The organism is Pseudonocardia wallangbongensis (genome assembly GCF_054486945.1).
Genome location: NZ_JBRERS010000007.1, coordinates 245,260 through 270,547 on the forward strand (window position 1 = coordinate 245,260; position 25,288 = coordinate 270,547).

Below are 25,288 nucleotides of genomic sequence, written 5' to 3' on the forward strand. Positions count from 1 at the left end.
GGCTCGCGGGTGGGTTGCGGGGCGTTACGCCGCATGCCTCCGTGGCTTGCGCCGCGCGCGCAGCACCTCGATGACGATCGGGAGCAGCGAGATCGCGACGATGAGGATCAGCATCAGCTCGATGTTCTCGCGCACGAACGCGAACTGGCCGAGCCAGAACCCGAGAACGGTGACGCCCGCGGCCCACACGACGCCGCCGATCAACGAGTACGTGAAGTAGCGCCGCGCTTCCATCCGGCCGACGCCGGCCATGACCGTGATGAACGTGCGCACGATCGGCACGAACCGGGCGAGCACGATGGCGCGGTTGCCGTACTTGTCGAAGAAGCCCTGCGTCTTCGCGACGTGCTCGGGCCTGAACAGGCGCGACTCCGGCTTGTCGAAGATCGCCGGACCCGCCTTGTACCCCACCCAGTAACCGACGGCGTTGCCGAGGAGGGCCGCGGCCACCAGGATCGCGCACACCAGCCACAGCGGGGCGGCGATCGAGCCCTGCGCGACGAAGAGCCCGGCGGTGAACAGCAGCGAGTCACCGGGCAGGAAGAAGCCGAGCAGCAAGCCGCACTCGGCGAAGATGATCAGGGCTAGTCCGATGAGCGCCCACGGCCCGAGCCACGAGATGATCGTGTCGGGCTGAAGCCACTCCGGGCCGAGTGCGAGCGTCACGGGAACAGACGGTACCGGTCAGCCCAGCGGCGGCAGCACGCCCGGGGCCAGCAGGGACAGCAGGGCGAGCGCTGTGCCCAGCGCGGCCCCCCCGAGCAGGGCGAGCATGAGGGCGGTGGCGGTGCTCGTGCCGGAACGCCCGGGAACGCGGCGTCCCGGGCGCGTGGTGCCCCGGCCGCCGGCGCCGGTGGCCCTCGCCTGCAGCGCTTCGGCGAGCCGTCGCTCGGACTCGTCGGTCGCGGTCACGGGCCCATGTTGCCGTACGAACCTCAGGTACGCGAACCCATGACCCGGGCGACGGCGTCGATCGCCCGGCTGGCCGTGGACTTGACCGTGCCCCGGCTGATGCCGGTGGCCTCGGCGATCTCGGCCTCCGACAGGCCGCCGTAGTAGCGCAGCACCAGTACCTCGCGCTGCCGGGGTGGCAGCGTGGAGAGCGCGTCGACCACGGCCTGGTGCTCGGCGGACAGCAGCGCGAGCGACTCGGCCGATCGGGCGTTGACCTGGTGCGGGGGCACGTAGTCGCGCGCGGTGCGCCGACGCCGCAGCACCGAGCGCGAGCCGTTGACGACCGCGGTGCGCAGGTACCCGACGGCCGCGGCCTCGTCGCGCAGCCCCGACCAGTGCCGGTGCAGCCCGGCGAACGCCTCCTGCACGACGTCCTCCGCCGTGCTCGGGTCGTCGACGAGCAGGATGGCCAGGCGCACCATCCGCATGCGGTGGTCGCGGTACAGGTCGGAGATCGTGAGGGGCGCGCCGGGCGTGTGGGCAGGCTGGGGCCGCGCGTCGAGGCGTCGCAGTCGCGAGAGCGTGGCCTCGACGGCGTTTCCCCCGCCATCCCCCAGCACCCTGCCAAGCCTAGTGCCCCCGGCCACCGCCGCCGACAGGCACGTCGGGCGGGCCGTGCGGGATACTGCAGCGCGAAAGCCGCGAACGTCGAGGAGGGTCAGTCGTGCCGATCGCCACCCCCGAGATCTACAACGAGATGCTGGACAAGGCGAAGAGTGGTGAGTTCGCCTACCCGGCCATCAACGTCACGAGCTCGGAGACCCTGAACGCCGCGTTGCGCGGCTTCGCCGAGGCGGAGAGCGACGGGATCGTGCAGTTCTCCACCGGCGGGGCGGAGTTCGCCTCCGGCGGCAAGGTGAAGGACATGGTCACGGGCGCCGTGGCACTCGCCGAGTTCGCGCACGTGGTCGCGAAGAAGTACCCGGTCAACGTCGCGCTGCACACCGACCACTGCCCCAAGGACAAGCTCGACTCCTACGTGCGGCCGCTGATCGCGATCAGCCAGGAGCGGGTCGACCGGGGTGACAACCCGCTCTTCCAGTCCCACATGTGGGACGGCTCGGCCACCGAGCTGCACGAGAACCTGCGGATCGCGGCCGAGCTCCTCGACGGTGCCGTCAAGGCGAAGATCATCCTCGAGGTCGAGATCGGGGTCGTCGGCGGCGAGGAGGACGGGGTCGCCAACGACATCAACGAGAAGCTCTACACCGCGCCCGGTGACTACGAGGCCACGGTCGAGGCGCTCGGCGGCGGGGAGAAGGGCCGCTACCTGCTCGCGGCCACCTTCGGCAACGTGCACGGCGTCTACAAGCCGGGCAACGTCAAGCTCCGCCCGGAGATCCTGAGGACGGGCCAGGAGGTCGCCACCGCCAAGCTGGGGCTCGCGGAGGGGTCGAAGCCGCTCGACCTGGTCTTCCACGGCGGGTCCGGCTCGCTGCTCGAGGAGATCCACGAGGCGCTGGGTTACGGGGTCGTCAAGATGAACATCGACACCGACACCCAGTACGCCTTCACGCGCCCGATCGCGGCCCACATGTTCAGCAACTACGACGGCGTGCTGAAGATCGACGGCGAGGTGGGCAACAAGAAGGTCTACGACCCGCGCTCGTACATGAAGGCCGCCGAGGCCGCCATGGCCGAGCGGGTGGCGTTCGCGTGCGAGAACCTCAAGTCGACGGGCACGAGCATCCGATGAGCTTGCAAGGGAACCTGCTCGGGCCGGACCCGACGCTGCTGCCCGTCGACCCGGCCGCCGCCGAGCTCGACCGGGGCACCGAGGCGACCCGGGTGGCCGCCGCCCACCCGACGTCGAGCCTCGCGTGGGCGGTGCTCGCGGAAGGCGCGCTCGACGGCGGGGAGACGATCGCCGCGTACGCCTACGCCCGCACGGGCTACCACCGCGGGCTCGACCAGCTGCGCCGATCGGGGTGGAAGGGCTTCGGCCCGGTGCCGTGGTCGCACGAGCCCAACCGGGGCTTCCTGCGGGCGCTCGGCGCTCTGCACAAGGCCGCCGCGACGATCGGTGAGGAGGACGAGGCGGAGCGCTGCCGCGTGTTCCTCTCCGAGTCCGACCCCGAGGCGGCCGCGGCGCTCGGCCTCGGCTGACCGAGTGGGTCAGTAGTGTCCGCGGCGTCCCGGCTGCGCACCCGGCTCGCGGCCGGTGGCCGCAGGCTGCAGCTGTCCGCTCTGCCGATCGGGCAGTGCGCCGTCGCCGCCGGCGTCGCGTGGTTCGTCGCCACCGAGCTGATCGGCCACGCCCGCCCGTTCTTCGCGCCGATCGCCGCCGTGATCAGTCTCGGCATCTCCCTGGGGAGCCGGCTGCGCCGGACCGCGGAGCTGGTCTTCGGCGTCAGCCTCGGCGTGCTCGTCGGGGACGCGCTGATCTCGGTGATCGGCAGCGGGCCGTGGCAGATCGTGCTCGTCGTGGCGCTCGCGATGGCCACCGCGGTGTTCACCGACGGGGCCACGTTGCTCGTGGGGCAGGCCGGGGCGTCGGCGGTGCTGGTGGCCACCCTCCTCCCGCCGGGTGACGCAGGCGGTTTCGACCGCTGCATCGACGCCCTGGTCGGCGGCGCGGTGGCCCTCGCCGTGGCCGCCGTGCTGCCTGCGGACCCGGTGGGCCCGGTCCGGCGCGAGTCGCGCGCGCTGCTGGACGAGCTCGCCGCGGTGCTCGCCGACACGGCCGCGGCGCTGCGGAAGCATGACGCCGAGGCCGCGTCCGCCGCTCTGGCGCGGGCCCGGGCCAGTCAGCCGCTGATCGACGAGCTGCGTGCGGCACTGCGCGGCGGCCACGAGGTCACCCGGGTCTCGCCGCTGTTGCGCCGCCACCGCCGGCAGCTCGCTCGCTACGGGGAGCTGGCGAAGCGCGCCGACTACGCCATGCGCAACGCCCGGGTGCTGGTGCGCCGCACGTACACCGCGCTCAGCGACGGCGAGCCGTCCGCCCCGGAGCTCGCCGACCTGCTGAGCGAGCTGGTCACCGCCGTCCGGGTGTTGACCGCCCAGCTGGGCCGGGACGGTGACCGGGAGCTGGCCCGCGAGCCGGTGATCGAGGTCGTCGACCACGCGCGGGCGCTCGTCCGCACGTTCTCCCCCGGCCCGTCCGAGGTCGTGATCGTCGCGCAGGCGCGCTCGATCGCCCTGGACCTCCTCCAGGCCACCGGGATGTCCCGGCCGGAGGCCCTCGACGCGATGCGCAACGGGGACTGAGTGCCGCCGGGTATTGCTGCAACGTCGTCCGGGTGCCGCCGTCCGGGTGGTCCTACCTCGGAAGCTTCATGATCGGGAACCCGACGGTCCCGATCGACGTTCCCCGCCCGTGCATCTGCTCGTGCGCTGGTTGCTCGCCCCGCTCGCCAGGCTCATCTACCGCCCGGTGGTGCACGGTGCGGAGTCGGTGCCGCGGCACGGTGCGGTGATCCTCGCAGCCAACCACCGGGCTGCGGTCGACACGGCGGTGATCGCGCTGACGGCCGGTCGTCCCGTGTCGTACCTCGCGAAGTCGGAGTACTTCGTCGGCAAGGGGCTGAAGGGCCGCGCGCTGGCGTCGTTCCTCTCGGCGCTGGGGTACGTACCGGTCGACCGCGCGAACGCGAAGGCGGGGCTGGCCGCCCTGCACGCGGCGCGCGGGGTCCTCGACGCCGGGGGTGCGTTCGCGATCTACCCCGAGGGCACGCGGTCCCTCGACGGGCGGCTGCACCGCGGGCACACCGGCGTGGCCAGCCTCGCGCTCTCCACCGGCGCGCCGGTCGTGCCGGTCGGCCTGATCGGTACGGAGATGGTGCAGCCGGTGGGCAAGCGGTTCCCCCGGCCGTACCGGGTGGTGGTGCGGTTCGGGCAGCCGCTCGACTTCAGCCGGTACGAGGGGCTCGAGGGTTCGAACGCGATCCGCCGGGCCGTCACCGACGAGGTGATGGACGCGATCGTGCGGCTGTCCCACCAGGAGTACGTCGACAAGTATCACGAGCGCCCCGCGGCCTGACTCCGGGAGCCCGCCATGTGCACGGCGAAGGCGAGCCCGGCGCCGATGAACCAGCTGAACGCGGCTGCGTCGGAGGATCCCAGCAACACGACGAGCATGGCTACGGTGGCGCCCACCGCGGTGGCGGCGATCGCCACGGGGTTGTAGCCGCTCCGGTAGTGGTAGGCCCCGTCGGCGCGCAGCGTGTAGAGGTCGTCGACCGCGACCCGGCGCTTCTTCACCAGGTAGTAGTCGGCGATGAGCACGCCGTACAGCGGGCCGATGAAGGCGCCGAGGGTGTCGAGCGTGTAGTGGATGACGTCCGGGCTGGAGTAGAGGTTCCACGGCGTGATCAGGACCGAGCCGACGGCCGCGATCATCCCGCCGGTGCGCCAGCTGATCCGCTGGGGCGCGACGTTCGAGAAGTCGAAGGCGGGCGAGACGAAGTTCGCGACGATGTTGATGCCCACCGTCGCGATCATGAAGGTCAGCGCACCGAGTACCACGGCGTAGGTGTTGTCGAGCCGCGCGACGGTCTCGACCGGGTCGGTGATCAGCTCGCCGAACACCGGGAGCGTCGCGGCCGTGGTGATCACCACGAGCAGCGCGAACGCGAGGAAGTTGATCGGCAGCCCGAGGAAGTTCCCCCGCTTGACCACGGCGAACGAGCGGCCGTAGCGGGCGAAGTCGCCGTAGTTGAGCATCGGCCCCGAGAAGTAGGACACCACGAGCGCGATCGCGGTGAGCATCACGGGAACCGACGCCCACCCGGTGATGCTGACCTCCACCAGGTTCAGGTCGATCTCGCCCCAGCCCGCCGCCGCCACGAGATAGCCGGCGAGCAGGAACATCACCACGTAGACGGCGGGACCGCAGAAGTCGATGAACTTGCGGATGGCTTCCATGCCGTTCCAGAACACCGCCGCCTGCGCCACCCACATCGCGAGGAACGCGGCCCAGCCGAGCGCCGAGAGCCCGGCGAGCCCGTACGCATCGACGTCCGCGTAGGGCGCGAGCCCTGGCCACAGCTTCAACGCGACCACCACGAGCGACGCCGACGCCAGGTAGGTCTGGATCCCGTACCAGGCCACGGCGATGAGCCCGCGGATGATCGCCGGGATGTTGGCGCCGAGCACGCCGAACGCGACCCGGGAGATCACGGGGTACGGGGTGCCGGTGGCCTGGCTCGGCCGCGCCACCAGGTTGCACAGCGCGTAGACGATCGTGATCCCGATCAGCAGCGCGACCAGCACCTGCCATGCGGCGAGCCCGAGGGCGAACAGGCTGCCCGCCGTGACGTACCCGCCGACGCTGTGCACGTCGGACATCCAGAACGCGAAGAAGTTGTAGCTGCCCCAGCGCTGTTCGGGGAGCGGCGCGAGGTCCTCGTTGGTGAGCCGGTCGTCGTAGGGATGACGGACTCCCGCATCGGAGTTGGTGAGGGAATCGGTCATCACGCCTCCCGCGGCAGTGGTCCGGATACGACCCGCTCGGGACGGTAAGCGACGCCCCGGCGCGTCAGTCGGCCTCGCCCGATGATTCACGCCGAATTGCGCCGGAGGAAACAAATCTCAACTTATAATTGGCGGCCGGCCCTTGAACCGTTCGGCTACGGCGGATCCGGGGCGTGTGTGGAGATCGTCGTGCGCAGGTGCTCGTGGTGGCGCGTGGCCTGCTCCCGCAGGGCCGCGGCGTCGCGTGCCACGAACGCCGCCAGCATCCGTGCGTGCTCGGCGTGCAGGGCGCGGCGCTCGGCGAGCGGCACCTGCGCCATCGGCTGGTAAGGCTCGGTGAGGTTCCACGCCGACTCCAGCATCGCCTGCAGCCGGTGCATCCCGGCCGGCGCCACCAGCGCGAGGTGGAACCGGCGGCTCTCCCGGTTGTAGCGCCGCCCGTCGCCGTCCTCCACCGCCGCGGCGAGCGCGTCGTGGGCGTCCCGCGCCCGTGCGTGGTCCTCGCCTTCCGCCTGTGCGACGGCGGCGGCCAGCGCGGCCTGCTCCAGGACGCCGCGCACCACGTACAGCTCGTCGAGCTCGGCCGGGGTCAGGCACGCCACGGTGTAGCCGCCGCGCCTGCGGTGCTCCACCAGGCCCTCGCCGACCAGCGTCTTCAGCGCCTCGCGCACCGGGATCACGCTGACCTCGAACAGCGCGGCCACCTCGTCGCTGGGGATCGCGAGGCCGGGAGGGGCGTCGCCCGCGAGGATCACCCGGCGCAGCTCGCCCAGCACCGCCTCCGGGACGCCGGCGCGCCGGGAACGGGTCAACGCCGCGACGAACGCGGAGGCCTCCTCGGGCAGCTTGCGCCGGGGACGTTGCCCGTATCCGGTCACGACGTCACCGTACGGCCGCCGACCACCCCGGGTGGGCGGCCACGGCGTCGGCCAGCGCGCGCTGCGCGGACACGGCGTCACCACCGACGGCCGTGGCGAGGCAGCCCCGGCCCGGCAGCGGGCTGAGCGACCAGCAGTCACCGGCGACGGCGCCGGTCGGGTCCGCGCCCCAGACGAGCACCTCGGTGCCCAGCACCCGGTGCCCCGCCAGGTGGGCGGCCGACGCCTGCAGGCCGGCATCGCCCAGCTCCTGCTCCTGGACGAGGAGCGGCCGCGTCCCGTCCTGCACGCGGACGAGCCCGTGGAACCGCCCGGACGGCTCCCCGCTGCGGCCCGCCACGAGCACCTCCCGGTATCGCAGCCGCGACCCCGCGCCGAGCTCGACGTGCAGCTCGCCGTGGTGGTCGGCCCGCCGCGTGACCACCGTCGGCTCGGGGAGGAACTGCAGCCGGGCCCCGTCGGCCACCCCGAGCCGGACCACGAGCCGGCTGGGCCGGCCGGCCGGCCCGGGCAGCGCCAGCGTGGCGGCCACCCCGGTGAGCACGAGGTCGGCGCCCGGCCCGACCTCGACGTCGAGCCCCACGTCGTCGCCGCCGAGCGGGCTCGTGGCCGAGCCGACCATGTGGACGGTGGCGGCCGGCGAGCACGCGGCCGCGGCTCCCCGCTGGGGCAGCAGCGCCAGCGGCGGCTGCGCGCGCAGCTCCCGCACCACGCAGCGCCCGTCGGGCCCCCGCTCGACGACGATCCGCGCCCGCGCCCGCACTAGGCCGCCGCGCGGACGGCCCCGACCTGCGCGACCACCCACCCGGCGACGTCCGTGGCGGCCGGGTCGGCCACCAGCGACTGCGCGAGCACGGGCAGGTCGCCGCGCATCCGGTGCGCGTCCGACGTCATGACGTCCAGGTCCGCCCCGACGAGTGGGGCGAGGTCGATCTTGTTGATCACGAGCAGGTCGGCGGTGGTGACGCCGGGCCCGCCCTTGCGCGGCACCTTGTCGCCACCCGCCACGTCCACCACGAAGATCTGGCGGTCCACCAGCCCTCGGCTGAACACCGCGGTGAGGTTGTCGCCGCCGCTCTCGACGAGCACCAGGTCGAGGTCGCCGAACCGCTCCTCGAGCAGCTCGATGGCGTCGAGGTTGGCGGTGATGTCGTCCCGGATCGCGGTGTGCGGGCAGCAGCCGGTCTGCACGGCCTCGACCCGCTCGGGCGCGAGCACCGCGTTCCGGCGCAGGAAGTCGGCGTCCTCGGTGGTGTAGATGTCGTTGGTCACGACCGCGAGGCGCAGCCGCTCGCCCAGCGTGCGGGCCAGCGCCGCCACCAGCGCGGTCTTGCCGCTGCCGACGGGCCCGCCGATGCCGATCCGCACGGCGCGACCGCGCGGCGCGACCGGGATGTGCTGGTCGGGCTCGGATTCCGTGGGGTCGAAGCTGATCAGATGACCGTGCCCGTGGCTAGCTGACAAAGAGACGCACCTGCTCCCGGTGGTGGTGGACGTGGGCCTGGGCCATGAGGTCGAGGCCGGGTGCGCCGGGTGCGGGCAGCAGCTCGGGCGGGCGCGGCGGTGCGGCCTCGGCGACGACCGCGTCGAGCACCGGTCGCAGCGCGACGACCGTGGCGTTGACGGCGAACGGGTCCAGCCCGAGCAGCCGCACGGCGGCCGACGCCGGCCCGCTCACGGCGAGGTAGGCCGCGCACTGCGCGGCCTCGGCCGGGCTGCCGCCGTCGATCCCGATCACGGCGCCGACCAGCAGCGGGTGGTGCGGGCGGGGGTTCGCGGCCACGAGAACGTCCAACACGGGCGACGGCCACGCGGCCCGGGCGGCGCGCAGGGCCGCCCGGCCCTGGGCCCGGGACGCGTCGCGCTGGGCGGCGGCAGGCGTGCGGGCGTCCAGCTCCGCGTCCAGCACGGCGAACGGCGCTTCGGTGGCGACGGCGGCCGCGGCGAACGCGGCGGCGACCAGCCCCGCCGTGCGCAGCCGCCCGTGCAGGAACGGCGCGAGGTCGGCGACGCCCGTGACCAGCCCGCGCGCCACGGCTTCCTCGAGCCCACCGGAGTGCACGTGCCCGCCCCCGGGGAACCGGGCGTCGGCGAGGGTGAGGGCGGCGAGCGAGGGCATCAGAAGAGGAAGTAGCGCTGTGCCATCGGAAGCTCGGACACCGGGGCGGGCTCGACCAGCTCGCCGTCGATGCGTACGGCGAACGAGTCCGGGTCGACCCGCACGTCCGGGGTGGCGTCGTTGGCGATCATGTCCGCCTTGGACACGGAGCGGGTGTCGGCCACCGCGAGCGCGGGCTTGGACAGGCGCAGGTGGTCGAGCCCGGCGTCGAGCGCGGCGGCGGCGACGAAGTTCCGGCTGGTCTCCGCGGCCACCAGGGGTGCGGCCCCGAACATCGGGCGCGGCAGCACCGGTTGCGGGGTGGGGATCGAGGCGTTCGCGTCGCCCATCTGCGCCCACGCGATGAACCCGCCCTTGAGCACCAGCTCCGGGCGCACGCCGAAGAACTTCGGCTCCCACAGGACGAGGTCGGCGAGCTTGCCCACCTCGACCGAGCCGATCTCGTCGGCCATGCCGTGCGCCAGCGCCGGGTTGATCGTGTACTTCGCGACGTAGCGCCGGGCGCGCAGGTTGTCGGCCCGGCCGTCGCCGGGCAACGCGCCGCGGGTGGCCTTCATGACGTGCGCGGTCTGCCAGGTCCGGATGATCACCTCGCCGATGCGGCCCATGGCCTGGGAGTCCGAGCTCATCATCGAGATCGCGCCCATGTCGTGGAGGTGGTCCTCGGCCGCGATCGTGCTGGGCCGGATGCGGCTCTCGGCGAAGGCGAGGTCCTCGGGCACCGCGGGGTTGAGGTGGTGGCAGACCATGAGCATGTCGAGGTGCTCGTCGATCGTGTTTACGGTGTGCGGCCGCGTCGGGTTCGTCGACGACGGCAGCACGTTGGCCCGGGCGACCACCTCGATGATGTCCGGCGCGTGCCCACCCCCGGCGCCCTCGGTGTGGAAGGCGTTGATCGAGCGACCCGCGATCGCGGCGAGGGTCGAGGCGAGGAAGCCGGCCTCGTTGAGCGTGTCGGTGTGGATCGCCACCTGCACTCCGGACGCGTCGGCGACCCGCAGGCAGGCGTCGATCGCGGCGGGCGTGGTGCCCCAGTCCTCGTGCAGCTTGAACCCGCCCGCGCCGGCCCGCAGCTGTTCCCACAGTGCGTCGGCGCTGGTGGTGTTGCCCTTCCCCATGAGCAGCACGTTGATCGGGAGGTGGTCCATCGCCTGCAGCATCCGGCCGATCGCGCGCGGCCCGGGCGTGACGGTGGTCGCCTTGGTGCCCTCGGCCGGGCCGGTGCCGCCGCCGGCGAGGGTCGTGAGCCCGGCGGCGAGCGCGGTGTCGACCAGCCCGGGGGTGATGAAGTGGACGTGGCAGTCGATCCCGCCGGCGGTGAGGATCTTCCCGTTCCCGGAGACCACCTCGGTGGACGGGCCGATGACCAGCGCGTCGTCGACACCGTCCATCGTGTCGGGGTTGCCGGCCTTGCCGATGCCGACGATCCGCCCGTCGCGGACGCCGACGTCGGCCTTGACCACCCCCCAGTGGTCGAGGACGACGGCGCCGGTGATCACGAGGTCCGGGGCGCCGCCTGCGCTCGTGCGGGTGGACTGGCCCATCGACTCGCGGATCACCTTGCCGCCGCCGAACAGCACCTCGTCGCCGGACGCGGGCCCGCGGCTGCGGTCCTCCGTCACCTCGACGAGAAGGTTGGTGTCGGCCAGCCGGATGCGGTCGCCCGCGGTCGGGCCGAAGAGGTCGACGTAGCGGCCGCGCTCGATCGAGGTCATGACGCCGGGTCCCGCTCGTCGAGGGCGCCGGAGTACTCGGGCCGCAGGCCGGGCACCCGCCGCGCGCCGGCCAGCGGCACGAGCACGACCTCCCGCTCGACGCCCGGCTCGAACCGCACGGACGTGCCGGCGGGGATGTCGAGGTGCCGGCCCCACGCCGCGGCGCGGTCGAACTCGAGACCGGGGTTCACGGCGGCGAAGTGGTAGTGCGAGCCGACCTGCACCGGCCGGTCGGCGGTGTTGGTGACCACGAGCGCCGTGCGCTCGCGGCCCGGGTTCAGGTCCACCGGCTCGTCGCCGGGGAGCACCTCGCCGGGGACCATCAGACGATCGGGCTGTGGACGGTGACGAGCTTCGTGCCGTCCGGGAAGGTGGCCTCGACCTGCACCGAGTCGAGCATCTCGCCCACGCCGTCGAGCACGTCGTCCCTCGAGAGCACTTCTCGTCCGCTCGACATGAGCTCCCCGACGGTGCGCCCGTCGCGCGCGCCTTCCAGCACGTGATCGGTGATCAGCGCAACGGCCTCGGGGTGGTTCATCCGCAGACCCCGTTCCTTGCGGGACCGGGCGACGTCGGCCGCGACGTGGACGAGCAGCTTGTCGCGCTCCTGGGGGCTCAGGTGCATGCCCGCCATCCTCACCGCGGTTTGTTACTCGGATGCTTCGATCATGTTTCGCCGCTCGCACCTCGGTGGGTGACGCAGCGCATGCGACCGCATCGGGCGGGCCTCACCTGATCGTGAGATGGTGCCTTGATGAGCGAGCCAGCCCAGTGGGGCCCGCCACGCTTCGATGCGGCTCCACGACCGTCTGCTCCCCACCCGACGGCTCCCCACCCTGCCGGCCATCGCCCGCCCGTCCCGCCCCCGGCGTACCAGGACCGGACGGCGTTCCTCGCCACCACACCGATCCCCACGGTGCGGGCGGAGGTTCCCCGGAACCCGACGCGCAGGTCCCGGCCCCCGGTCGACGACTACGACGACTACGACTCCGACCGCCCGCGCAGGAGGGGGCAGATCTTCTCCGGCCTGGTGGTGCTCCTGGCACTCGCCGCGGCCGCGCTGATCTACTACCTGACCTACCAGATGCTCTCGTCGGTCCGCGTCACCTCCGGTGACGCGCTCGGCGGCGTCGGGGGCCAGGCGATGAGCCTGGTCGGGGTGCTGTTCGGCGCCCTCGTGGTCTTCGTGCTCGCCGTGATCGCCCTCGTGATCGCCCGGCCGAAGGCGCTCGCGGGGCTCGGCCTCGCCGCGTCGCTGCTGCTGCCGGTCGCCGCACTCGTGCTGGGCCTCTGGTACGGCGGCTCGGTGCTGCGGCAGAACGTCGAGAGCGAGATCGCGCAGGCGGGTCCCGAGGTCGCGGCGCAGGGTGCGGCCGCGGTCGCCGACGCCATCGTCCAGGAGCTGGAGAACCGCGGGATCGACGCCGGCCCGGTGCGCGACCTCATCAGGTCGGTCGTCGGGTAGGGCGATCGAGCCGAGTATTGCTACATGCACTGCTCCAGCAATACTCTTATCTATATGAAGACGATGATCGACCTCGACGACGACGCCGTCGATCTTGCGGCCAAGGAGCTCGGTACCACCACGAAGAAGGACACCGTGAACGCGGCGCTGAGGTTCGTCGTCGAGCGCAGGCGGCGGATCGAAGCCCTGCTCGACGACCCCTATGCGCTGGGCACGGGTCCGGACATCGGAGACCCTGAGGTCATGCGCCAGGCGCGCAGGTGACGGCGATACCGGGACGGCTCTACCTCGTCGACACGTCCGCGCTCGCGCACGTCCGCCACCCCTCGGTTCGTCAGGTGATCGCCGGGCTCCTCGCCGATCGCGCCGCAGCCACGTGCGTCACGGTGGACCTGGAGGCCGGGTACTCCGGCCGGAACGAAACTGACGTGCGAACGATCGCCCAGCGCCGGCGCGAGCAGTACGTGCTCCTGCCGATCACCGAAGTGATCGCCGAGCGTGCCCGGGACGTCCAGGTCCGGATGGCGGCCCGCGGTCACCATCGTGCAGCCGGGGTCATCGACCTGCTCACGGCCGCCGTTGCCGAGTTCCACGGCGCGGTGCTGCTGCACTACGACGCGGACTTCGAGCACATCGCGGCGACGACCGGCCAACCACAGGTGTGGGTCGTACCGCGAGGGAGCGTTGATTGATCCCCGTCAGATCGCCATCGCCGACCGAACGTCGGTGACCGAGCCCGCGCCTCCGCGGCCCTCCGCCGTCACCCGGCCCGAGGCGAGCACGTAGTAATGGCCCGCGGCGTCCAGGGCGAAGCCGACGTGCTGCTCGACGAGCAGCACCGACAGCCCGCCGCGGCGGGTGAGCGCGCGGACGGCCGCCTCGATCTCGGCCACGACGGACGGCTGGATGCCCTCGGTCGGCTCGTCGAGGACGAGCATCCGCGGCTGCGTGATCAGGGCGCGGGCGATGGCGAGCTGCTGGCGCTGGCCGCCCGACAGCAACCCGGCGCGCCGGCCGAGGAGCTCTTTCAGCGCGGGGAACAGGTCGAGGGCCTCGTCGATCAGGCCGGCGCCGCCCGGTTTCGTGTCGGCCACGACCTGCAGGTTCTCCAGGGTTGTGAGCTGCCCGAACGACTGCTGGCCCTGCGGCACGTATGCGAGGCCGCGGCGCACCCGCTGGTGCGGCTGAGTGCCCGTGACGTCCTCGCCGTCCAGCAGGACCCGGCCCGCCCGGGTGGGCAGCAGCCCGACCGCGGCTCGCAGCAGCGTGGTCTTGCCGGCGCCGTTGTGGCCCATCACGGCCACCACACCGTCCGTGGGGACTTCGATCGAGACGCCGTGGATCACCGAGGTCCGGCCGTAGCCGACCTCGACGCCTTCCAAGGTGAGCATCAGACCTCCCCGAGCACGGTCTCGACCTCGGCCCGCGAGTGGTGGCCCGGCCCGAGGTAGACCTCCTGCACACGGGGATCGGCCTGCACCTCGCCGACGCTGCCCTCGGCGAGCACCTTCCCGGCGTGCAGCACGGTGACGGAGCCCGCGAAGGAACGCATGAAGTCCATGTCGTGCTCCACCACCACGACCGTGCGGTCGGCGCCGATGCGCTGCAGGAGCCGCCCCGTCTCGTCCTTCTCCTCCGCGCTCATGCCGGCCACCGGCTCGTCGAGCATGAGCAGCCGGGCGTCCTGCACGAGCAGCATGCCGATCTCGAGCCACTGCTTCTGGCCGTGGGCGAGCACGCCCGCCGGCGCGTCCACCAGCTCGGTGAGCCCGACCGTCTCCATGGTGCGTTCGACCTCCTCGGGGATGCCCGGCCTGCGCCGCACGAGCGTGAGCGGGCGGCGGCGGTGGCCGGCGGCGATGTCGAGGTTCTGGAGCACCGTCAGCTCTTCGAACACCGTGGCGGTCTGGAACGTCCGCCCCACGCCGAGCCGGGCGATCCGGTGCACCTTGCGGCCGGTGAGCTCGTGCCCGCCGTACCGGACCGAGCCGGTGGCGGGCGCGAGCCCGGACACGGCGTCGATGAGGGTGGTCTTGCCGGCGCCGTTGGGCCCGATGAGGAACCGCAGGTCGCCGGGCAGCACGGAGAGGTCGACGCCGTCGACGGCCACGAACCCGTCGAAGCTGACGGTGAGCCCCGAGATCTCGAGATAATCCTGCTGCATCAGTTCCCTCCCGAGGGAGCTGGAACGGGTTGCGCGGACGGTGCGGGTGCGCTCGCCCTCGTCCGCCGCCAGGCCAGCGACGCCAGGCCGCCGGGCAGGAAGGCGATCACGAGCATGAACAGCAGGCCCTGCGCGTAGGTCCAGCCCGACGGGAACTGCTCCGACAGCGCGCTGCCCGCCCACGCCACCGCGATCGCGCCGAGCGCCGGCCCGAACAGCGTGGTGCGCCCGCCGATGGCGACCCCGATCAGCATCCCGATCGACGGCACGATGCCGACGTCGTTGGGCGAGACGATGCCGACGATCGGCACGAACAGCGCCCCGGCGATCCCGGCCATGAAGGCCGCCACCACGAACGCGACGGTCTTGACGTTCGCCGGGTCGTAGCCGAGGAACCGCACCCGCTCCTCGGCGTCGCGGCAGGCCACGAGCAGCTCGCCGTAGCGGCTCACCATGAGCTGGCGGGCCAGCGCGAGCACCAGCAGCAGGACGCCCGCGGCCGTGAAGAACAGCACGAGGCGGTTGGCCGGGTCGGAGAGCGCGAACCCGAAGAAGCCGCGGAAGCCGGACAGGCCGGTGGAGCCGCCGGTGCCCGTCGGGTTGCCGATCAGCAGGATCGCGAACGCCGCGGCGAGGGCCTGGGACAGGATCGCGAAGTACGCCCCGCGCACCCTGCGCCGGAACGTCGCGAGCCCGAGGACCGCGGCGACGGCCGCGGGCAGCAGCAGGATCGCGAGCAGCGTGACGATCTCGGAGCGGAACGGCTCCCACCACCACGGCACGTCGTCCGACGAGATCAGCGCCATGAAGTCGGGCGTGCCGCCCGGGCCCGCGTCGGCGAGCTTCAGGTGCATCGCCATCAGGTAGGCGCCCATCCCGAAGAACACGCCCTGGCCGAGCGTCAGCATCCCGCCCCGGCCCCACGCCAGCCCGATCCCGACCGCGACGATCGCGAAGCAGAGGAAGCGGCCGAGCTGGTCGAGCCGGAAGGGCGAGAGCGCGAGCGGGGCCACCGCGAACAGCAGCACCGCGGCGGCGGCGAACGCGGCGGGCACGGCCCAGCGTCGGTTCATGCGAGGCTCCTCGTGCGCACCGTGAAGATCCCCTGCGGCCGGACCTGCAGGAACGCGACGATCAACGCGAACACCAGCACCTTCGCGATCGACGCGGTGGTGGAGTACTCGATCCAGCTCTGCGCCACGCCGAGCAGGAACGCGGCGATCACCGCGCCCCTGATCTGGCCGATCCCGCCGACGACCACCACGAGGAACGCGTCGACGATGTAGGACGTGCCGAGGTTGGGCGAGATCGAGCCCATCAGCGCGAGCGCCACCCCCGCGACGCCGGCCAGCCCGGACCCGATGAAGAAGGTGATCCGGTCGGTGGCGCGGGTGGAGATCCCGGAGGTCTCCGCGAGCGGCCGGTTCTGCACGGTGGCGCGGATCCGCCGCCCGAGCGCGGTCCAGCGCAGCGCCGCGGCGAGCGCGAGGAACGCCGCGACCGCGAGCAGCAGGATGAACAGCCGGGTGCGCGGGAACGAGAACCCGAGCACCTCGACCGGCCCGGAGAGCCAGTCCGGCGCCGGCACGTCGACACCGGCGGTGCCGAAGACGTCCCGGGCGAGCTGCTGCAACACCAGCGAGACACCCCAGGTGACGAGCAGGGTGTCCAGCGGCCGGTGGTACATCCGGCGCAGCAGCGCGGCCTCGAGCACCACCCCGAGCACGCCGCCCACCGCGAACGCGATCGGCAGCGACACCAGGAGTGACAGCCCGGCCGCGCCCAGGACGTTCTGCGTGACGTAGGCGGTGTAGGCGCCGGCCATGATGAACTCGCCGTGCGCCATGTTGATCACGCCCATCTGGCCGAACGTGAGCGCGAGACCGAGCGCCGCGAGCAGCAGGATCGAGCCGCCGGACAGGCCGTTGAAGACCTGCGTGACGAGGACGTCCACGTCAGTCCGCCAGCCCGCCGGCCCACGGGTACGTCTTCAGGTACGGGTCGGGTTCGATCGGCTCGCCCGACGACCACTCGGTGTGGATGAGGCCGTCCGCGCCGACCTTGCCGATGAGGGCCGTCTTGGCGATGTGGTGGTTCTCGCCGTTCACCGTGACCGTGCCCTCGGGGGCGTCATAGCTGACGCCGCCCGCCGCCGCCTGCACCGCCGCGACGTCGAACGAGCCGGCCTTCTCGACCATGCCCTTCCACAGCCACAGCGACGTGTACGCCGCCTCCATCGGGTCGGACGTCACGCGGTTCGCCCCGTACTCCGCCTTGAAGGCCTCGACGAACCGCTGGTTCGCGGGCGTGTCGATGGTCTGGTAGTAGTTCCAGGCCACCGGCTGGCCCACGATGTTGTCCACGCCGATGCCACCGACCTCCTCCTCGGCGATGGACACGCTGATCACCGGCATCGCGTCCGGCGTCAGGCCGAGGTTGCGGTACTCCTTGAAGAACGCGACGTTCGAGTCGCCGTTGAGGGTGTTGAACACCGCGCCCGCACCCGCGTCCCGGACCTTGGCGACGATCGTGGCGAAGTCGGTGTGGCCGAGCGGGGCGTACTCCTCGCCCTTGACCTCGATGCCGTTCGCCGCCGCGTACGCCTTGATGATCTTGTTGGCGGTCTGCGGGAAGACGTAGTCGCTGCCCACGAGGAACAGGCTCGTGACGCCCTGTTCCTTCAGGTAGTCCAGCGCCGGGACGATCTGCTGGTTGGTGGTGGCGCCCGTGTAGAAGATGTTCGGCGACGACTCCAGGCCCTCGTACTGCACCGGGTAGAACAGCAGCGAGTCGTTGCTCTCGAACACCGGCAGCATCGCCTTGCGCGACGATGAGGTCCAGCCGCCGAACACCGCGGCCGTGCAGTCGCTGCGGATCAGCTTCTGCGCCTTCTCGGCGAAGATCGTGGGCTCGGACGCGCCGTCCTCCGCCACGACCGACAGCCGCTTGCCCAGCACCCCGCCCACCGCGTTGATCTGCTCCGCGGCGAGCGAGAGCGAGTCGAAGACGGTGTTCTCGCTGATCGCCATCGTTCCGGAGCGCGAGTTCAGGAACCCGATCTTGATCTCGCTGCCCGACGTGTCGACGCAGGACGGCGGTGCTGCCGCACCCGCGGGTCCGGCGGCATCGACGCGGGCTCCGCAGGCGGACAGCATCAGGCCGGTCGCCAGCAGGGCGGCGGCCCCGATGGCTCGGCGAGATCGAGAGGTGGTCACGGGCGAACCTTTCCGAGGACGACGGGCCTCGGCCGAACGTAGGAACGCGATGTTTCGCCCGTGATCTGATCAGGTGAACACGATGTGTCCTGGCCCTCACCGACCGTGCCGTTCAGGGGCGGACGAGCAGCCAGCCCTCCGTGTGCCGGTACCAGGTCCTCCGCGGGACCGGACGCGGATGGGGCACCCCGTCGGCCACGACGACCGCCGGCTCGCAGCCCACCTGGACGGCCCGGCCCAGCGCCGAACCGGCGCCCCGGGGTGCGCGGACGGGCACCGGGCGCATCCGCCCGTCCGGTGCGCGGCCGCTCCAGCCCGCTCGCACGGCGATCCCCTGCGGGCCGGCGGTGACGACGAGCCTGCGGGCGTGGCCGCGCAGCACGAGCGTCTCGTCGCAGTAGCACTCGCCGCGGACGTCGCGGATCTCGCCGCGGCCCACGAGCACGCCGCCCGTGTCGTCGCGCACGAGCGGCACGGACGAGGCCTTCCCGGCCACGGCCAGCGTCGCAGCCGCGGCCCCGGTGGGCACGCCCCACGCCGCGGTGGCGGGCGAGCGCCGCGCCGGCAGGTAGGCGACCTCGACGTCGAGCCGTTCGGTGCGCAGGAGCCGCAGGAGCACGGCGGCGAGATCGGCGTCGGTCCCCGCGACGACCAGGCGCCGCGGGGCGTGCTCCCTCAGAACGGGGTCGACGTCCGTGCGCCCGGGGCGAGCGGGCAGTGACACCGAGTGGGCTACCGCCGCCAGTGCAGCGAGGGGACCACCCGGGCGACTACCGTGCACGGGGAGCCGCCGGCCCTGCCCCTCGTCGGAGCAGGTCAGCAGCACCACTTCCGAATCGATCGGGCTCACTGATCGGTTACCCTCCCCCGCCGCGGACGAGGCGCGGCCAGGACTGGAGTTTCACATGCCGGCGATCGTGCTGATCGGCGCCCAATGGGGCGACGAGGGCAAGGGCAAGGCCACCGACCTCCTGGGTGGTCAGGTCCAGTGGGTGGTTCGTTACCAGGGCGGCAACAACGCCGGCCACACCGTGGTGCTGCCGAACGGCCAGGACTTCGCCCTGCACCTCATCCCGTCCGGGATCCTCACGCCAGGCGTCAAGAACGTGATCGGCAACGGCGTGGTCGTGGACCCCGGTGTGCTGCTCGACGAGCTCTCGGGACTCGAGGCGCGAGGCGTGGACACGAGCGACCTTCTGATCAGCGCGGATGCGCACTTGATCATGCCGTACCACGTGGCGATCGACAAGGTCACCGAGCGGTTCCTCGGCAAGGCCAAGATCGGTACCACGGGACGCGGGATCGGCCCCGCCTACCAGGACAAGGTGGCCCGCGTCGGCGTGCGCGTGGCGGACGTGCTCGACGAGAAGATCCTGCACCAGAAGGTCGAGGCGGCCCTCGACTACAAGAACCAGGTGCTGGTGAAGGTCTACAACCGGCGCGCGCTCCAGGTCGACCAGGTCGTGGACACCGTCCTCGCGCACGCGCGCAAGTTCGCCGACCGGATCGCCGACACGCGCCTGCTGCTCAACAAGGCCCTCGAGGCAGGCGAGACCGTGCTACTCGAGGGATCGCAGGGCACCCTGCTCGACGTCGACCACGGCACGTACCCCTTCGTCACCAGCTCGAACCCGACGGCCGGCGGCGCCGCCGTCGGTTCCGGCATCGGGCCCAACAAGATCACCAGGGTGATCGGGATCCTCAAGGCCTACACCACCCGCGTCGGCTCCGGCCCGTTCCCCACCGAGCTGCTCGACGCGATGGGCGAGCACCTGCGCAAGGCGGGCGGCGAGGTCGGGGTCACCACCGGCCGGGCGCGCCGCTGCGGCTGGTTCGACGCGGTCATCGGCCGGTACGCCGTCCGCGTCAACGGCATCACCGACTTCTTCCTCACCAAGCTCGACGTGCTCTCCGGGCTCGAGACGGTGCCGATCTGCGTCGCCTACGAGGTCGACGGGCGCCGGGTCGACGACATGCCGATGACCCAGACCGACGTCCACCACGCCCTGCCGGTCTACGAGGAGCTCCCCGGCTGGTTCGAGGACCTCTCGGACTGCCGGACGTTCGACGACCTGCCGGCAAACGCGCAGGCCTATGTTCAGCGGATCGAGGAGCTGACCGGCGCTGCGGTGAGCGCGATCGGCGTGGGCCCCGGCCGCGAGCAGACGATCACCCGCGAGTTCTGACGCCCCTCGCCGCGGCTGCAGGGCCGGGGCGAACAGCAACAGGACCGCCACCGCGGCCAGCACCGCAGCGGCCACCACTCCCGCCTGCCCGGGCAGTGGTGGCCGGTGCGGCCAGCCGAGCAACATCACGCCCGACGCCGCGGCGACCGCCCCCGCCAGCAGCGGTGTGGCCGACCCCAGAGCGGCATCTGATCGAGATCCGGCGCGGGTCACGGGGGGTGAATCGGCCGAACACCTCCAGACGTTGCACCGATCGGCGGTGCGTGAGTACCCGTGCGAGCCGGGTGACGGGTCCGCTCAGCTCACACACCAACTTGCGCGTCGACACACCAACTGCAGTTGGTGTGTGAGCGACGGAGTTGGTGTGCGGGCCCCCGGTCAGGCGGCGCAGTTGCCCGTGTCGACCTCGCGGCGCAGGCTGTTGGCCGCCTGCACCGCACCGGACACCTGATCGACGGTGAGGACGAAGCCGGTCTCCTGGTCGTCGAGCGCGGCCCCGAACACGACGCCGATCACGCGGCCGTCCGGTGCGATCATCGGGCCGCCGGAGTTGCCGGAGCGGACCACCGCGCGCACCGTGTACACCTCGCGGGTGACCTCGCCGTCGTCGTAGATGTCCGGGCCCTTGAGCCTGATCATCGACCGGACCTTCGCGGCAGTGGCCGTGTACGGGCCGTCGAGCGGGTAGCCGACGATGATCGCGTCGTCACCCGCGACGGCGGCCTGGGCATCGAAGTCGAGGGGGTCGGCGTCGAGGTCGGGCACGCGGAGCACGGCGACGTCCACCGCGGGGTCGTAGAGCACCACCTCGGCGTCGAGCTCCCGCACCCGGCCGCGCCTGCCGACGACCTCCACGCCGGTCTCGGCCGTACCCGCGACGACGTGGGCGTTGGTCAGCACGAGCTCCGGCGCGATCACGAACCCGGTGCCCTCGAGCTGCCGAGCACACGACGGCGCCCGGCCGCGGACCTTGAGCACGCTGCTCGCCACGTCGGCGACGATCGGGCTCTGCGCGAGCGCGGCGTCGGGCACGCCGACCTCGGTGATCGGGGTCTCCGCGAACGGGCTCAGGACGTCCGGGAAGCCCGAGTTGTTGAGCAGCTGGCGCAGCTCCTCGGGGAGCGCCTTGGCCGCCTCGGGCATCACGTTGTCGACGGCGCGCAGGACCTCGGAGCCGCGCACGCCGGCGGCGAGGCCGGGAAAGCTGGCCGAGGCGAGCGGGAGGGCGACGAGCCAGGCCGCCACCACGACCGTGATCGCCTGCAGCACCGAGCCCAGCGTGGAGTCGACCTGCAGCGAACGCTGCCCGGTGATGCGGTCGCGGATCCGCCTGCCGAAGAACACGCCGGTGGTCTCGCCGAGCGCCACCAGCATCACCACCACGACGATGCTGACGATCACGCGCGTGGTGGGCGCCTCGACGCCCGCCGCGAGCAGCGGCGCCAGCCGGACGCCGAGCACCGCGCCGGTGAGCACGCCGACGAACGACAGCAGCGCCACGGCCATGCCGTGGCGCCACCCCGAGACGGCGGCGATCAGAGCTAGTAGGACGACGACGAGATCAACCCAGCTCACGTCGCCGCCCCCACCCTCACGATCCTGCGACCTCCTGCCGACCGGCACGGGCCGCCGACCACGCTGCGTCCAGGTCCATCACCCGAGTGGTGTCCCACGGACGCGCCCATCCGCCCCTATCCAACAGCGCGGACAATAGGCCCCCCGTGAAACCCCACACGAGCAACCCCGCCGTGACGAAAGCGGGGCCGAGGAACCCGGACGAGTGACGGACGCGAATCCGGCGAGCCGGATCCGCGAGGTCGGAAAGGGGCACCCGCACCACGCTGGCCGTTTCCCGCGGGTCGACCGCGTGCACCGCCACCGGCCGCGTCCAGTGTGCGAGCACGGGCGTGACGATGAACCCGGACGGCGGTACGAACAGGTCGGGGAGCAGCGCGAGCGGCACCACCCCGTCGGGCTCGACCCCGGCTTCCTCCTCCGCCTCGCGCAAGGCCGTGGCCACCGCGTCGTGGTCGCCGGCCTCGGCACCACCGCCGGGGAAGGCGACCTGTCCGGCGTGCTCGCGCAGCGTGCTGGCGCGCTCGACGAGCAGCACGTCCGGGCCGCGGCGGGCATCCTCGCCGAAGAGCACCAGCACGGACGCGCGGCGCCCACTGTCCGGCGGCGACATCCGGTGTCGGACCAGCTCGGTGGCGTCGACCCCGCGGACACCGGACAGCAGCGGCCGCAGCCACCGCGGAGCCTGCTCGGGTTGCAGCAATTCGCTCACGAGACCTCCTCGCTGACGCTCGTCGGCCGCGTTCGCGGGGCTGCTGTGCCGATCGGTTCGCTCGCAAGCTCGCTCACGAGTCCTCCTCGCTGACGCTCGTCGGCCGCGTTCGCGGGGCTGCTGTGCCGATCGGTTCGCTCGCAAGCTCGCTCACGAGAGCCGCTCCACCGCGGCGGCGACCTCGTCGGCGGTGCGGAACGGGGTGGGCGGGTCGACCCGGGCGACCGTGCCGTCACTGCGCACGACGTACGACGCGGGCAGTGCGGGGGGCACCTGGAGCGCGGCGCGCAGGGCGCCGTCCGCGTCGATGACCGCCGGCAGCCGCACCCCGAGCTCGGCGAGCAGCGACAGCGCGGCACGCGGGTCGTCGCGGGTGTCGACGGTGAGCACCGGGACCGCTCCCGGACGGGCCGCGTACTCGGCGATGGCCGGCAGCTCCTCCCGGCAGGGCGCGCACCAGGACGCCCAGACGTTGACCAGCGCCGGACCGCCCGCGAGCGCCGCTCCGACGTCGACGGAGCCGGGGGCGCCCAGGCACGGGGCCGCCACCCCGGCGAGCGGACCCGCCGGGGCACCGCCGGTGGGGGTGGGGCACGGGATGGACCCCGCGTTCGCTCGCGCCGCGGCGAGGTCGGCATCGGAGACCTGCGCCTGCTCCACCGTCCCGCGGGCCGCCGGCGCATCCGGTGCGCGATCGCGCGGCCACAACGTGAACACCGCGACGGCCGCGAGCAGCGCGACCAGCAGCGTGGCGACGACCTCCGAACGGCGCACCCGGAGCTCGCGGCTCACGGGGCGTCGGCGTCCTCACCGCCGGATGCGGGGGGCGCCTCGTCGTCGGGGATGCCGACCATGGCGAGCAGGTGGGTGCGCGACGGGCCCTTGACAAGTGCGGCGGCCTGCCCCGGGTCGGTGGGGCCAGCGCCGTAGGCGGGGCAGTCGGCGGAGAGCGAGCACGCGCCGCACGCGGGCTTGCGGGCGTGGCAGACCCGGCGCCCGTGGAAGATCACGTAGTGGGACACCATCGTCCAGTCCCGCTTGGGCACGAGCGCGCCGATCGCGTGCTCGACCTTGACCGGGTCCTCCTCGCTCGTCCATCCCCAGCGCCGCACCAGGCGGCCGAAGTGGGTGTCGACGGTGATGCCGGGGGTGCCGAAGGCGTTGCCGAGGATGACGTTGGCGGTCTTGCGGCCGATCCCCGGCAGCGCCACCAGCTCCTCCAGCGTGCGCGGCAGCGCACCGTCGTGCTTCTCGACGACGGTGCGGCCCATCCCCATGAGCGAGTTGGCCTTGTTCCGGAAGAAGCCGGTGCTGTGGATCATCTCCTCGAGCTCGGCGCGGTCGGCCTGTGCGTAGTCGAGCGCCGTGGGGTAGCGCCGGAACAGCGCCGGTGTGACGGAGTTGACCAGCTTGTCGGTGGACTGCGCGGACAGGATGGTGGCCACCGCGAGCTCGAGCGGCGTGGTGAAGTCGAGCTCGCAGTGGGCGTCGGGGTGGGTGGCGGCCAGCATGCGCAGCATGCGGCCCACCCGCCGGGACCGGCCGAGGGCGGGCTCCCCCGCGGCGACCCGCTTGGCGAGCCGGGCCGCGCTGCGTGCCGTCGCGGGGGGCGCTGCGGGCGTGCTCCGGGAGGCGATGGTCACGGGGACGAGCCTACGGAAGGCATCCGACATCCCGTGATGCCGGCGTCGGGACGGTCACGGAGGGTGGCGGCTCGCGTCACGAAACCGTAACGGGATGGGAACTCGTCGACCCCCGGCGCGAGTCGCCGCGCTCGATGCGAGACGATCGACCTCGACATGACTGCCTGGTTGTCCGTACTCGTACCGCTGCTGGTGATGTTCTTCGCCCTCGGCATGGAGCGCGTGGAGTCCCGGCTGCGGGAAACCACCGTGCGCCCTGAAGAGGTCGAAGAGCTCCTCGAACGGCCTCGGCCGGACGAGGTCCGCGCCCTCTTCCGGCAAGGGTCGAGCCGAGCGCTCGAGCTCTTCCGTCTGCGCAACCGTGGCTCCCGTGGTCGCAAGTCGGCCCGGCGCGACAAAGCGGCTTGACGGGTCCACGGGCGCGAGACCGGGTGAAACTCGCCCGGTCGGGCAGGGAATTCGACGGCTACGGCGTCACACAGGGTGCGCGCAACCCCTAGACTGACCGGCCGGTGATCCGGCCGCGGGGCAGCGGCCTGGGACGAGGAGCGAACCAGTGGACGACGTACTGATCCGCGCAGGGATTTTCCAGGGTGTTGAGCCCCACGCGGCCGAAGCGCTGGCCCAGGCGCTCGAGCCCGCGGACTTCCCGCGCGGGCACGTGATCTTCGCCGAGGGCGAGCCGGGCGACCGGCTCTACATCGTGGCCAGCGGCAAGGTCAAGATCGGGCGCAAGTCCCCGGACGGCCGGGAGAACCTGCTGATGGTGGCCGGTCCCTCGGACATGTTCGGCGAGCTGTCCATCTTCGACCCGGGGCCGCGCACGTCGTCGGCCACCACGGTCACCGAGGTCCGGGCCTTCACCATGGACCGGGCGGCCCTGCGGGAGTGGATCGGCAAGCGACCGGAGATCGCGGAGCAGTTGCTGCGCGTCATCGCCCGGCGGCTGCGGCGCACCAACAACGCGCTCGCCGACCTCATCTTCACCGACGTCCCGGGGCGCGTCGCGAAGGCGCTGCTGCAGCTCGCGCGCCAGTTCGGCTCGCAGGAGTCCGGGCTGCTGCGCGTCACGCACGACCTCACGCAGGAGGAGATCGCCCAGCTCGTCGGGGCGAGCCGGGAGACCGTCAACAAGGCCCTCGCCGACTTCGCGCACCGCGGCTGGCTGCGCCTGGAGGGCAAGAGCGTGCTGATCCTCGAGCCCGAGCGGCTCGCGCGCCGCGCCCGGTAACGACCGCAACCTCACC

At 72.5% G+C, this 25,288-nt stretch carries 31 protein-coding genes; 10 read left to right on the forward strand and 21 right to left on the reverse strand.

Annotation, left to right across the window (positions count from 1 at the left end; translation table 11 throughout):
• Positions 1-24: 24 nt before the first annotated feature.
• From ACU436_RS25785 to ACU436_RS25795, 3 genes are read right to left on the reverse strand one after another with little or no spacing between them, the layout of a single operon-like run.
• Positions 25-666: a DedA family protein gene (locus ACU436_RS25785; protein WP_459029511.1), complete on the reverse strand. Its 642-nt coding sequence runs from the start codon at positions 664-666 to the stop codon at positions 25-27.
• Between the two features lie 18 nt (positions 667-684).
• The gene (locus ACU436_RS25790; protein ID WP_459029512.1) at positions 685-912 is read right to left on the reverse strand and encodes a hypothetical protein; all 228 of its coding nucleotides are present in this window, start codon (positions 910-912) and stop codon (positions 685-687) included.
• 23 nt (positions 913-935) lie between these two features.
• The gene (locus ACU436_RS25795) at positions 936-1,514 is read right to left on the reverse strand and encodes a SigE family RNA polymerase sigma factor (protein WP_459029513.1); all 579 of its coding nucleotides are present in this window, start codon (positions 1,512-1,514) and stop codon (positions 936-938) included.
• A 104-nt stretch (positions 1,515-1,618) separates the two neighbouring features.
• Here ACU436_RS25795 and fbaA point away from each other — a divergent pair, with 104 nt between their 5' ends.
• The 4 genes from fbaA to ACU436_RS25815 all read left to right on the forward strand — a co-directional run bounded on the left by fbaA (position 1,619) and on the right by ACU436_RS25815 (position 4,936).
• The gene (gene fbaA, locus ACU436_RS25800; RefSeq protein ID WP_459029514.1) at positions 1,619-2,650 is read left to right on the forward strand and encodes a class II fructose-bisphosphate aldolase; all 1,032 of its coding nucleotides are present in this window, start codon (positions 1,619-1,621) and stop codon (positions 2,648-2,650) included.
• The gene (locus ACU436_RS25805) at positions 2,647-3,060 is read left to right on the forward strand and encodes a DUF3151 domain-containing protein (RefSeq protein ID WP_459029515.1); all 414 of its coding nucleotides are present in this window, start codon (positions 2,647-2,649) and stop codon (positions 3,058-3,060) included. The genes fbaA and ACU436_RS25805 overlap by 4 nt, the downstream gene beginning before the upstream one ends.
• 15 nt (positions 3,061-3,075) lie before the next feature.
• Positions 3,076-4,164, forward strand: a complete 1,089-nt coding sequence (locus ACU436_RS25810) for an FUSC family protein (RefSeq protein ID WP_459029516.1) — start codon at positions 3,076-3,078, stop codon at positions 4,162-4,164.
• Positions 4,165-4,273: 109 nt separating this feature from the next.
• Positions 4,274-4,936 (forward strand): lysophospholipid acyltransferase family protein, encoded by a 663-nt coding sequence (locus tag ACU436_RS25815; protein ID WP_459029517.1) that lies wholly within the window; start codon positions 4,274-4,276, stop codon positions 4,934-4,936.
• On the opposite strand, the gene ACU436_RS25820 is transcribed toward ACU436_RS25815, so the two are convergent.
• The 8 genes from ACU436_RS25820 to ACU436_RS25855 form a co-directional block, all read right to left on the reverse strand.
• A complete protein-coding gene (locus ACU436_RS25820) occupies positions 4,915-6,369 on the reverse strand; it encodes an NCS1 family nucleobase:cation symporter-1 (protein WP_459029518.1) in 1,455 nt (484 codons plus the stop codon). The genes ACU436_RS25815 and ACU436_RS25820 overlap by 22 nt on opposite strands.
• Positions 6,370-6,524: 155 nt before the next feature.
• Positions 6,525-7,247: a GntR family transcriptional regulator gene (locus ACU436_RS25825; RefSeq protein WP_459029519.1), complete on the reverse strand. Its 723-nt coding sequence runs from the start codon at positions 7,245-7,247 to the stop codon at positions 6,525-6,527.
• Between the two features lie 4 nt (positions 7,248-7,251).
• Positions 7,252-8,010, reverse strand: a complete 759-nt coding sequence (locus ACU436_RS25830; RefSeq protein ID WP_459029520.1) for an urease accessory protein UreD — start codon at positions 8,008-8,010, stop codon at positions 7,252-7,254.
• Entirely contained in the window at positions 8,010-8,711 is a 702-nt protein-coding gene (ureG, locus tag ACU436_RS25835; protein WP_459029521.1) for an urease accessory protein UreG, read from the reverse strand. Before ureG ends, ACU436_RS25830 begins: the two co-directional genes overlap by 1 nt.
• Positions 8,701-9,366: an urease accessory protein UreF gene (locus ACU436_RS25840; RefSeq protein ID WP_459029522.1), complete on the reverse strand. Its 666-nt coding sequence runs from the start codon at positions 9,364-9,366 to the stop codon at positions 8,701-8,703. Before ACU436_RS25840 ends, ureG begins: the two co-directional genes overlap by 11 nt.
• Positions 9,366-11,081 carry an urease subunit alpha gene (locus tag ACU436_RS25845; RefSeq protein ID WP_459029523.1) on the reverse strand — a complete coding sequence of 572 codons (1,716 nt, stop codon included), beginning with the start codon at positions 11,079-11,081 and terminating at the stop codon, positions 9,366-9,368. Before ACU436_RS25845 ends, ACU436_RS25840 begins: the two co-directional genes overlap by 1 nt.
• A complete protein-coding gene (locus tag ACU436_RS25850) occupies positions 11,078-11,404 on the reverse strand; it encodes an urease subunit beta (RefSeq protein WP_459029524.1) in 327 nt (108 codons plus the stop codon). Before ACU436_RS25850 ends, ACU436_RS25845 begins: the two co-directional genes overlap by 4 nt.
• Entirely contained in the window at positions 11,404-11,706 is a 303-nt protein-coding gene (locus ACU436_RS25855) for an urease subunit gamma (protein ID WP_459029525.1), read from the reverse strand. Before ACU436_RS25855 ends, ACU436_RS25850 begins: the two co-directional genes overlap by 1 nt.
• A gap of 129 nt (positions 11,707-11,835) precedes the next feature.
• Between ACU436_RS25855 and ACU436_RS25860 the strand changes: the two genes are divergently transcribed.
• The 3 genes from ACU436_RS25860 to ACU436_RS25870 are packed head-to-tail and all read left to right on the forward strand — an operon-like array spanning position 11,836 to position 13,238.
• On the forward strand, positions 11,836-12,546 hold the full coding sequence (locus ACU436_RS25860) for a hypothetical protein (RefSeq protein ID WP_459029526.1): 711 nt from the start codon (positions 11,836-11,838) through the stop codon (positions 12,544-12,546).
• Between the two features lie 54 nt (positions 12,547-12,600).
• On the forward strand, positions 12,601-12,810 hold the full coding sequence (locus ACU436_RS25865) for a type II toxin-antitoxin system VapB family antitoxin (RefSeq protein ID WP_459029527.1): 210 nt from the start codon (positions 12,601-12,603) through the stop codon (positions 12,808-12,810).
• The gene (locus ACU436_RS25870) at positions 12,807-13,238 is read left to right on the forward strand and encodes a PIN domain-containing protein (protein WP_459029528.1); all 432 of its coding nucleotides are present in this window, start codon (positions 12,807-12,809) and stop codon (positions 13,236-13,238) included. The genes ACU436_RS25865 and ACU436_RS25870 overlap by 4 nt, the downstream gene beginning before the upstream one ends.
• Before the next feature lie 6 nt (positions 13,239-13,244).
• On the opposite strand, the gene urtE is transcribed toward ACU436_RS25870, so the two are convergent.
• The 6 genes from urtE to ACU436_RS25900 form a co-directional block, all read right to left on the reverse strand.
• The gene (urtE, locus tag ACU436_RS25875; RefSeq protein WP_459029529.1) at positions 13,245-13,937 is read right to left on the reverse strand and encodes an urea ABC transporter ATP-binding subunit UrtE; all 693 of its coding nucleotides are present in this window, start codon (positions 13,935-13,937) and stop codon (positions 13,245-13,247) included.
• On the reverse strand, positions 13,937-14,710 hold the full coding sequence (gene urtD / locus ACU436_RS25880; protein ID WP_459029530.1) for an urea ABC transporter ATP-binding protein UrtD: 774 nt from the start codon (positions 14,708-14,710) through the stop codon (positions 13,937-13,939). Before urtD ends, urtE begins: the two co-directional genes overlap by 1 nt.
• Complete coding sequence (gene urtC, locus ACU436_RS25885; RefSeq protein ID WP_459029531.1) at positions 14,710-15,783, reverse strand: urea ABC transporter permease subunit UrtC; 1,074 nt, start codon at positions 15,781-15,783, stop codon at positions 14,710-14,712. The genes urtD and urtC overlap by 1 nt, the downstream gene beginning before the upstream one ends.
• A complete protein-coding gene (gene urtB, locus ACU436_RS25890; RefSeq protein ID WP_459029532.1) occupies positions 15,780-16,664 on the reverse strand; it encodes an urea ABC transporter permease subunit UrtB in 885 nt (294 codons plus the stop codon). The genes urtC and urtB overlap by 4 nt, the downstream gene beginning before the upstream one ends.
• A gap of 1 nt (position 16,665) precedes the next feature.
• Entirely contained in the window at positions 16,666-17,925 is a 1,260-nt protein-coding gene (gene urtA, locus ACU436_RS25895; RefSeq protein ID WP_459029533.1) for an urea ABC transporter substrate-binding protein, read from the reverse strand.
• A gap of 112 nt (positions 17,926-18,037) precedes the next feature.
• Positions 18,038-18,649: a hypothetical protein gene (locus ACU436_RS25900; RefSeq protein ID WP_459029534.1), complete on the reverse strand. Its 612-nt coding sequence runs from the start codon at positions 18,647-18,649 to the stop codon at positions 18,038-18,040.
• A 181-nt stretch (positions 18,650-18,830) separates the two neighbouring features.
• Between ACU436_RS25900 and ACU436_RS25905 the strand changes: the two genes are divergently transcribed.
• A complete protein-coding gene (locus tag ACU436_RS25905) occupies positions 18,831-20,111 on the forward strand; it encodes an adenylosuccinate synthase (protein ID WP_459029535.1) in 1,281 nt (426 codons plus the stop codon).
• Positions 20,112-20,489: 378 nt separating this feature from the next.
• Here the strand turns inward: ACU436_RS25905 and ACU436_RS25910 are convergent, their stop codons facing one another.
• The 4 genes from ACU436_RS25910 to nth form a co-directional block, all read right to left on the reverse strand.
• Positions 20,490-21,686, reverse strand: a complete 1,197-nt coding sequence (locus ACU436_RS25910) for a MarP family serine protease (protein ID WP_459029536.1) — start codon at positions 21,684-21,686, stop codon at positions 20,490-20,492.
• A 16-nt stretch (positions 21,687-21,702) separates the two neighbouring features.
• Complete coding sequence (locus ACU436_RS25915; protein WP_459029537.1) at positions 21,703-22,398, reverse strand: NUDIX hydrolase; 696 nt, start codon at positions 22,396-22,398, stop codon at positions 21,703-21,705.
• Positions 22,399-22,548: 150 nt separating this feature from the next.
• Entirely contained in the window at positions 22,549-23,190 is a 642-nt protein-coding gene (locus ACU436_RS25920; protein ID WP_459029538.1) for a TlpA family protein disulfide reductase, read from the reverse strand.
• Entirely contained in the window at positions 23,187-23,918 is a 732-nt protein-coding gene (gene nth / locus ACU436_RS25925; RefSeq protein ID WP_459029644.1) for an endonuclease III, read from the reverse strand. The genes ACU436_RS25920 and nth overlap by 4 nt, the downstream gene beginning before the upstream one ends.
• Before the next feature lie 279 nt (positions 23,919-24,197).
• Between nth and ACU436_RS25930 the strand changes: the two genes are divergently transcribed.
• Positions 24,198-24,449, forward strand: coding sequence for a hypothetical protein (locus tag ACU436_RS25930; RefSeq protein ID WP_345605726.1), 252 nt, complete (start codon positions 24,198-24,200; stop codon positions 24,447-24,449).
• Positions 24,450-24,597: 148 nt separating this feature from the next.
• Positions 24,598-25,272: a Crp/Fnr family transcriptional regulator gene (locus ACU436_RS25935; RefSeq protein WP_459029539.1), complete on the forward strand. Its 675-nt coding sequence runs from the start codon at positions 24,598-24,600 to the stop codon at positions 25,270-25,272.
• Positions 25,273-25,288 lie beyond the last annotated feature (16 nt).

Bases quoted from the DNA above. Each gene is read 5' to 3' on its own strand.
- nth (WP_459029644.1), bottom strand. From the start codon at position 23,918: ATGCTGCGCATGCTGGCCGCCACCCACCCCGACGCCCACTGCGAGCTC.
- urtC (WP_459029531.1), bottom strand. From the start codon at position 15,783: ATGAACCGACGCTGGGCCGTGCCCGCCGCGTTCGCCGCCGCCGCGGTG.
- ACU436_RS25855 (WP_459029525.1), bottom strand. From the start codon at position 11,706: ATGCACCTGAGCCCCCAGGAGCGCGACAAGCTGCTCGTCCACGTCGCG.
- ACU436_RS25845 (WP_459029523.1), bottom strand. From the start codon at position 11,081: ATGACCTCGATCGAGCGCGGCCGCTACGTCGACCTCTTCGGCCCGACC.
- ACU436_RS25860 (WP_459029526.1), top strand. From the start codon at position 11,836: ATGAGCGAGCCAGCCCAGTGGGGCCCGCCACGCTTCGATGCGGCTCCA.
- ACU436_RS25930 (WP_345605726.1), top strand. From the start codon at position 24,198: ATGACTGCCTGGTTGTCCGTACTCGTACCGCTGCTGGTGATGTTCTTC.
- ACU436_RS25840 (WP_459029522.1), bottom strand. From the start codon at position 9,366: ATGCCCTCGCTCGCCGCCCTCACCCTCGCCGACGCCCGGTTCCCCGGG.
- ACU436_RS25805 (WP_459029515.1), top strand. From the start codon at position 2,647: ATGAGCTTGCAAGGGAACCTGCTCGGGCCGGACCCGACGCTGCTGCCC.
- urtD (WP_459029530.1), bottom strand. From the start codon at position 14,710: ATGCAGCAGGATTATCTCGAGATCTCGGGGCTCACCGTCAGCTTCGAC.
- ACU436_RS25850 (WP_459029524.1), bottom strand. From the start codon at position 11,404: ATGGTCCCCGGCGAGGTGCTCCCCGGCGACGAGCCGGTGGACCTGAAC.
- ACU436_RS25905 (WP_459029535.1), top strand. From the start codon at position 18,831: ATGCCGGCGATCGTGCTGATCGGCGCCCAATGGGGCGACGAGGGCAAG.
- ACU436_RS25865 (WP_459029527.1), top strand. From the start codon at position 12,601: ATGAAGACGATGATCGACCTCGACGACGACGCCGTCGATCTTGCGGCC.
- ACU436_RS25820 (WP_459029518.1), bottom strand. From the start codon at position 6,369: ATGACCGATTCCCTCACCAACTCCGATGCGGGAGTCCGTCATCCCTAC.
- urtE (WP_459029529.1), bottom strand. From the start codon at position 13,937: ATGCTCACCTTGGAAGGCGTCGAGGTCGGCTACGGCCGGACCTCGGTG.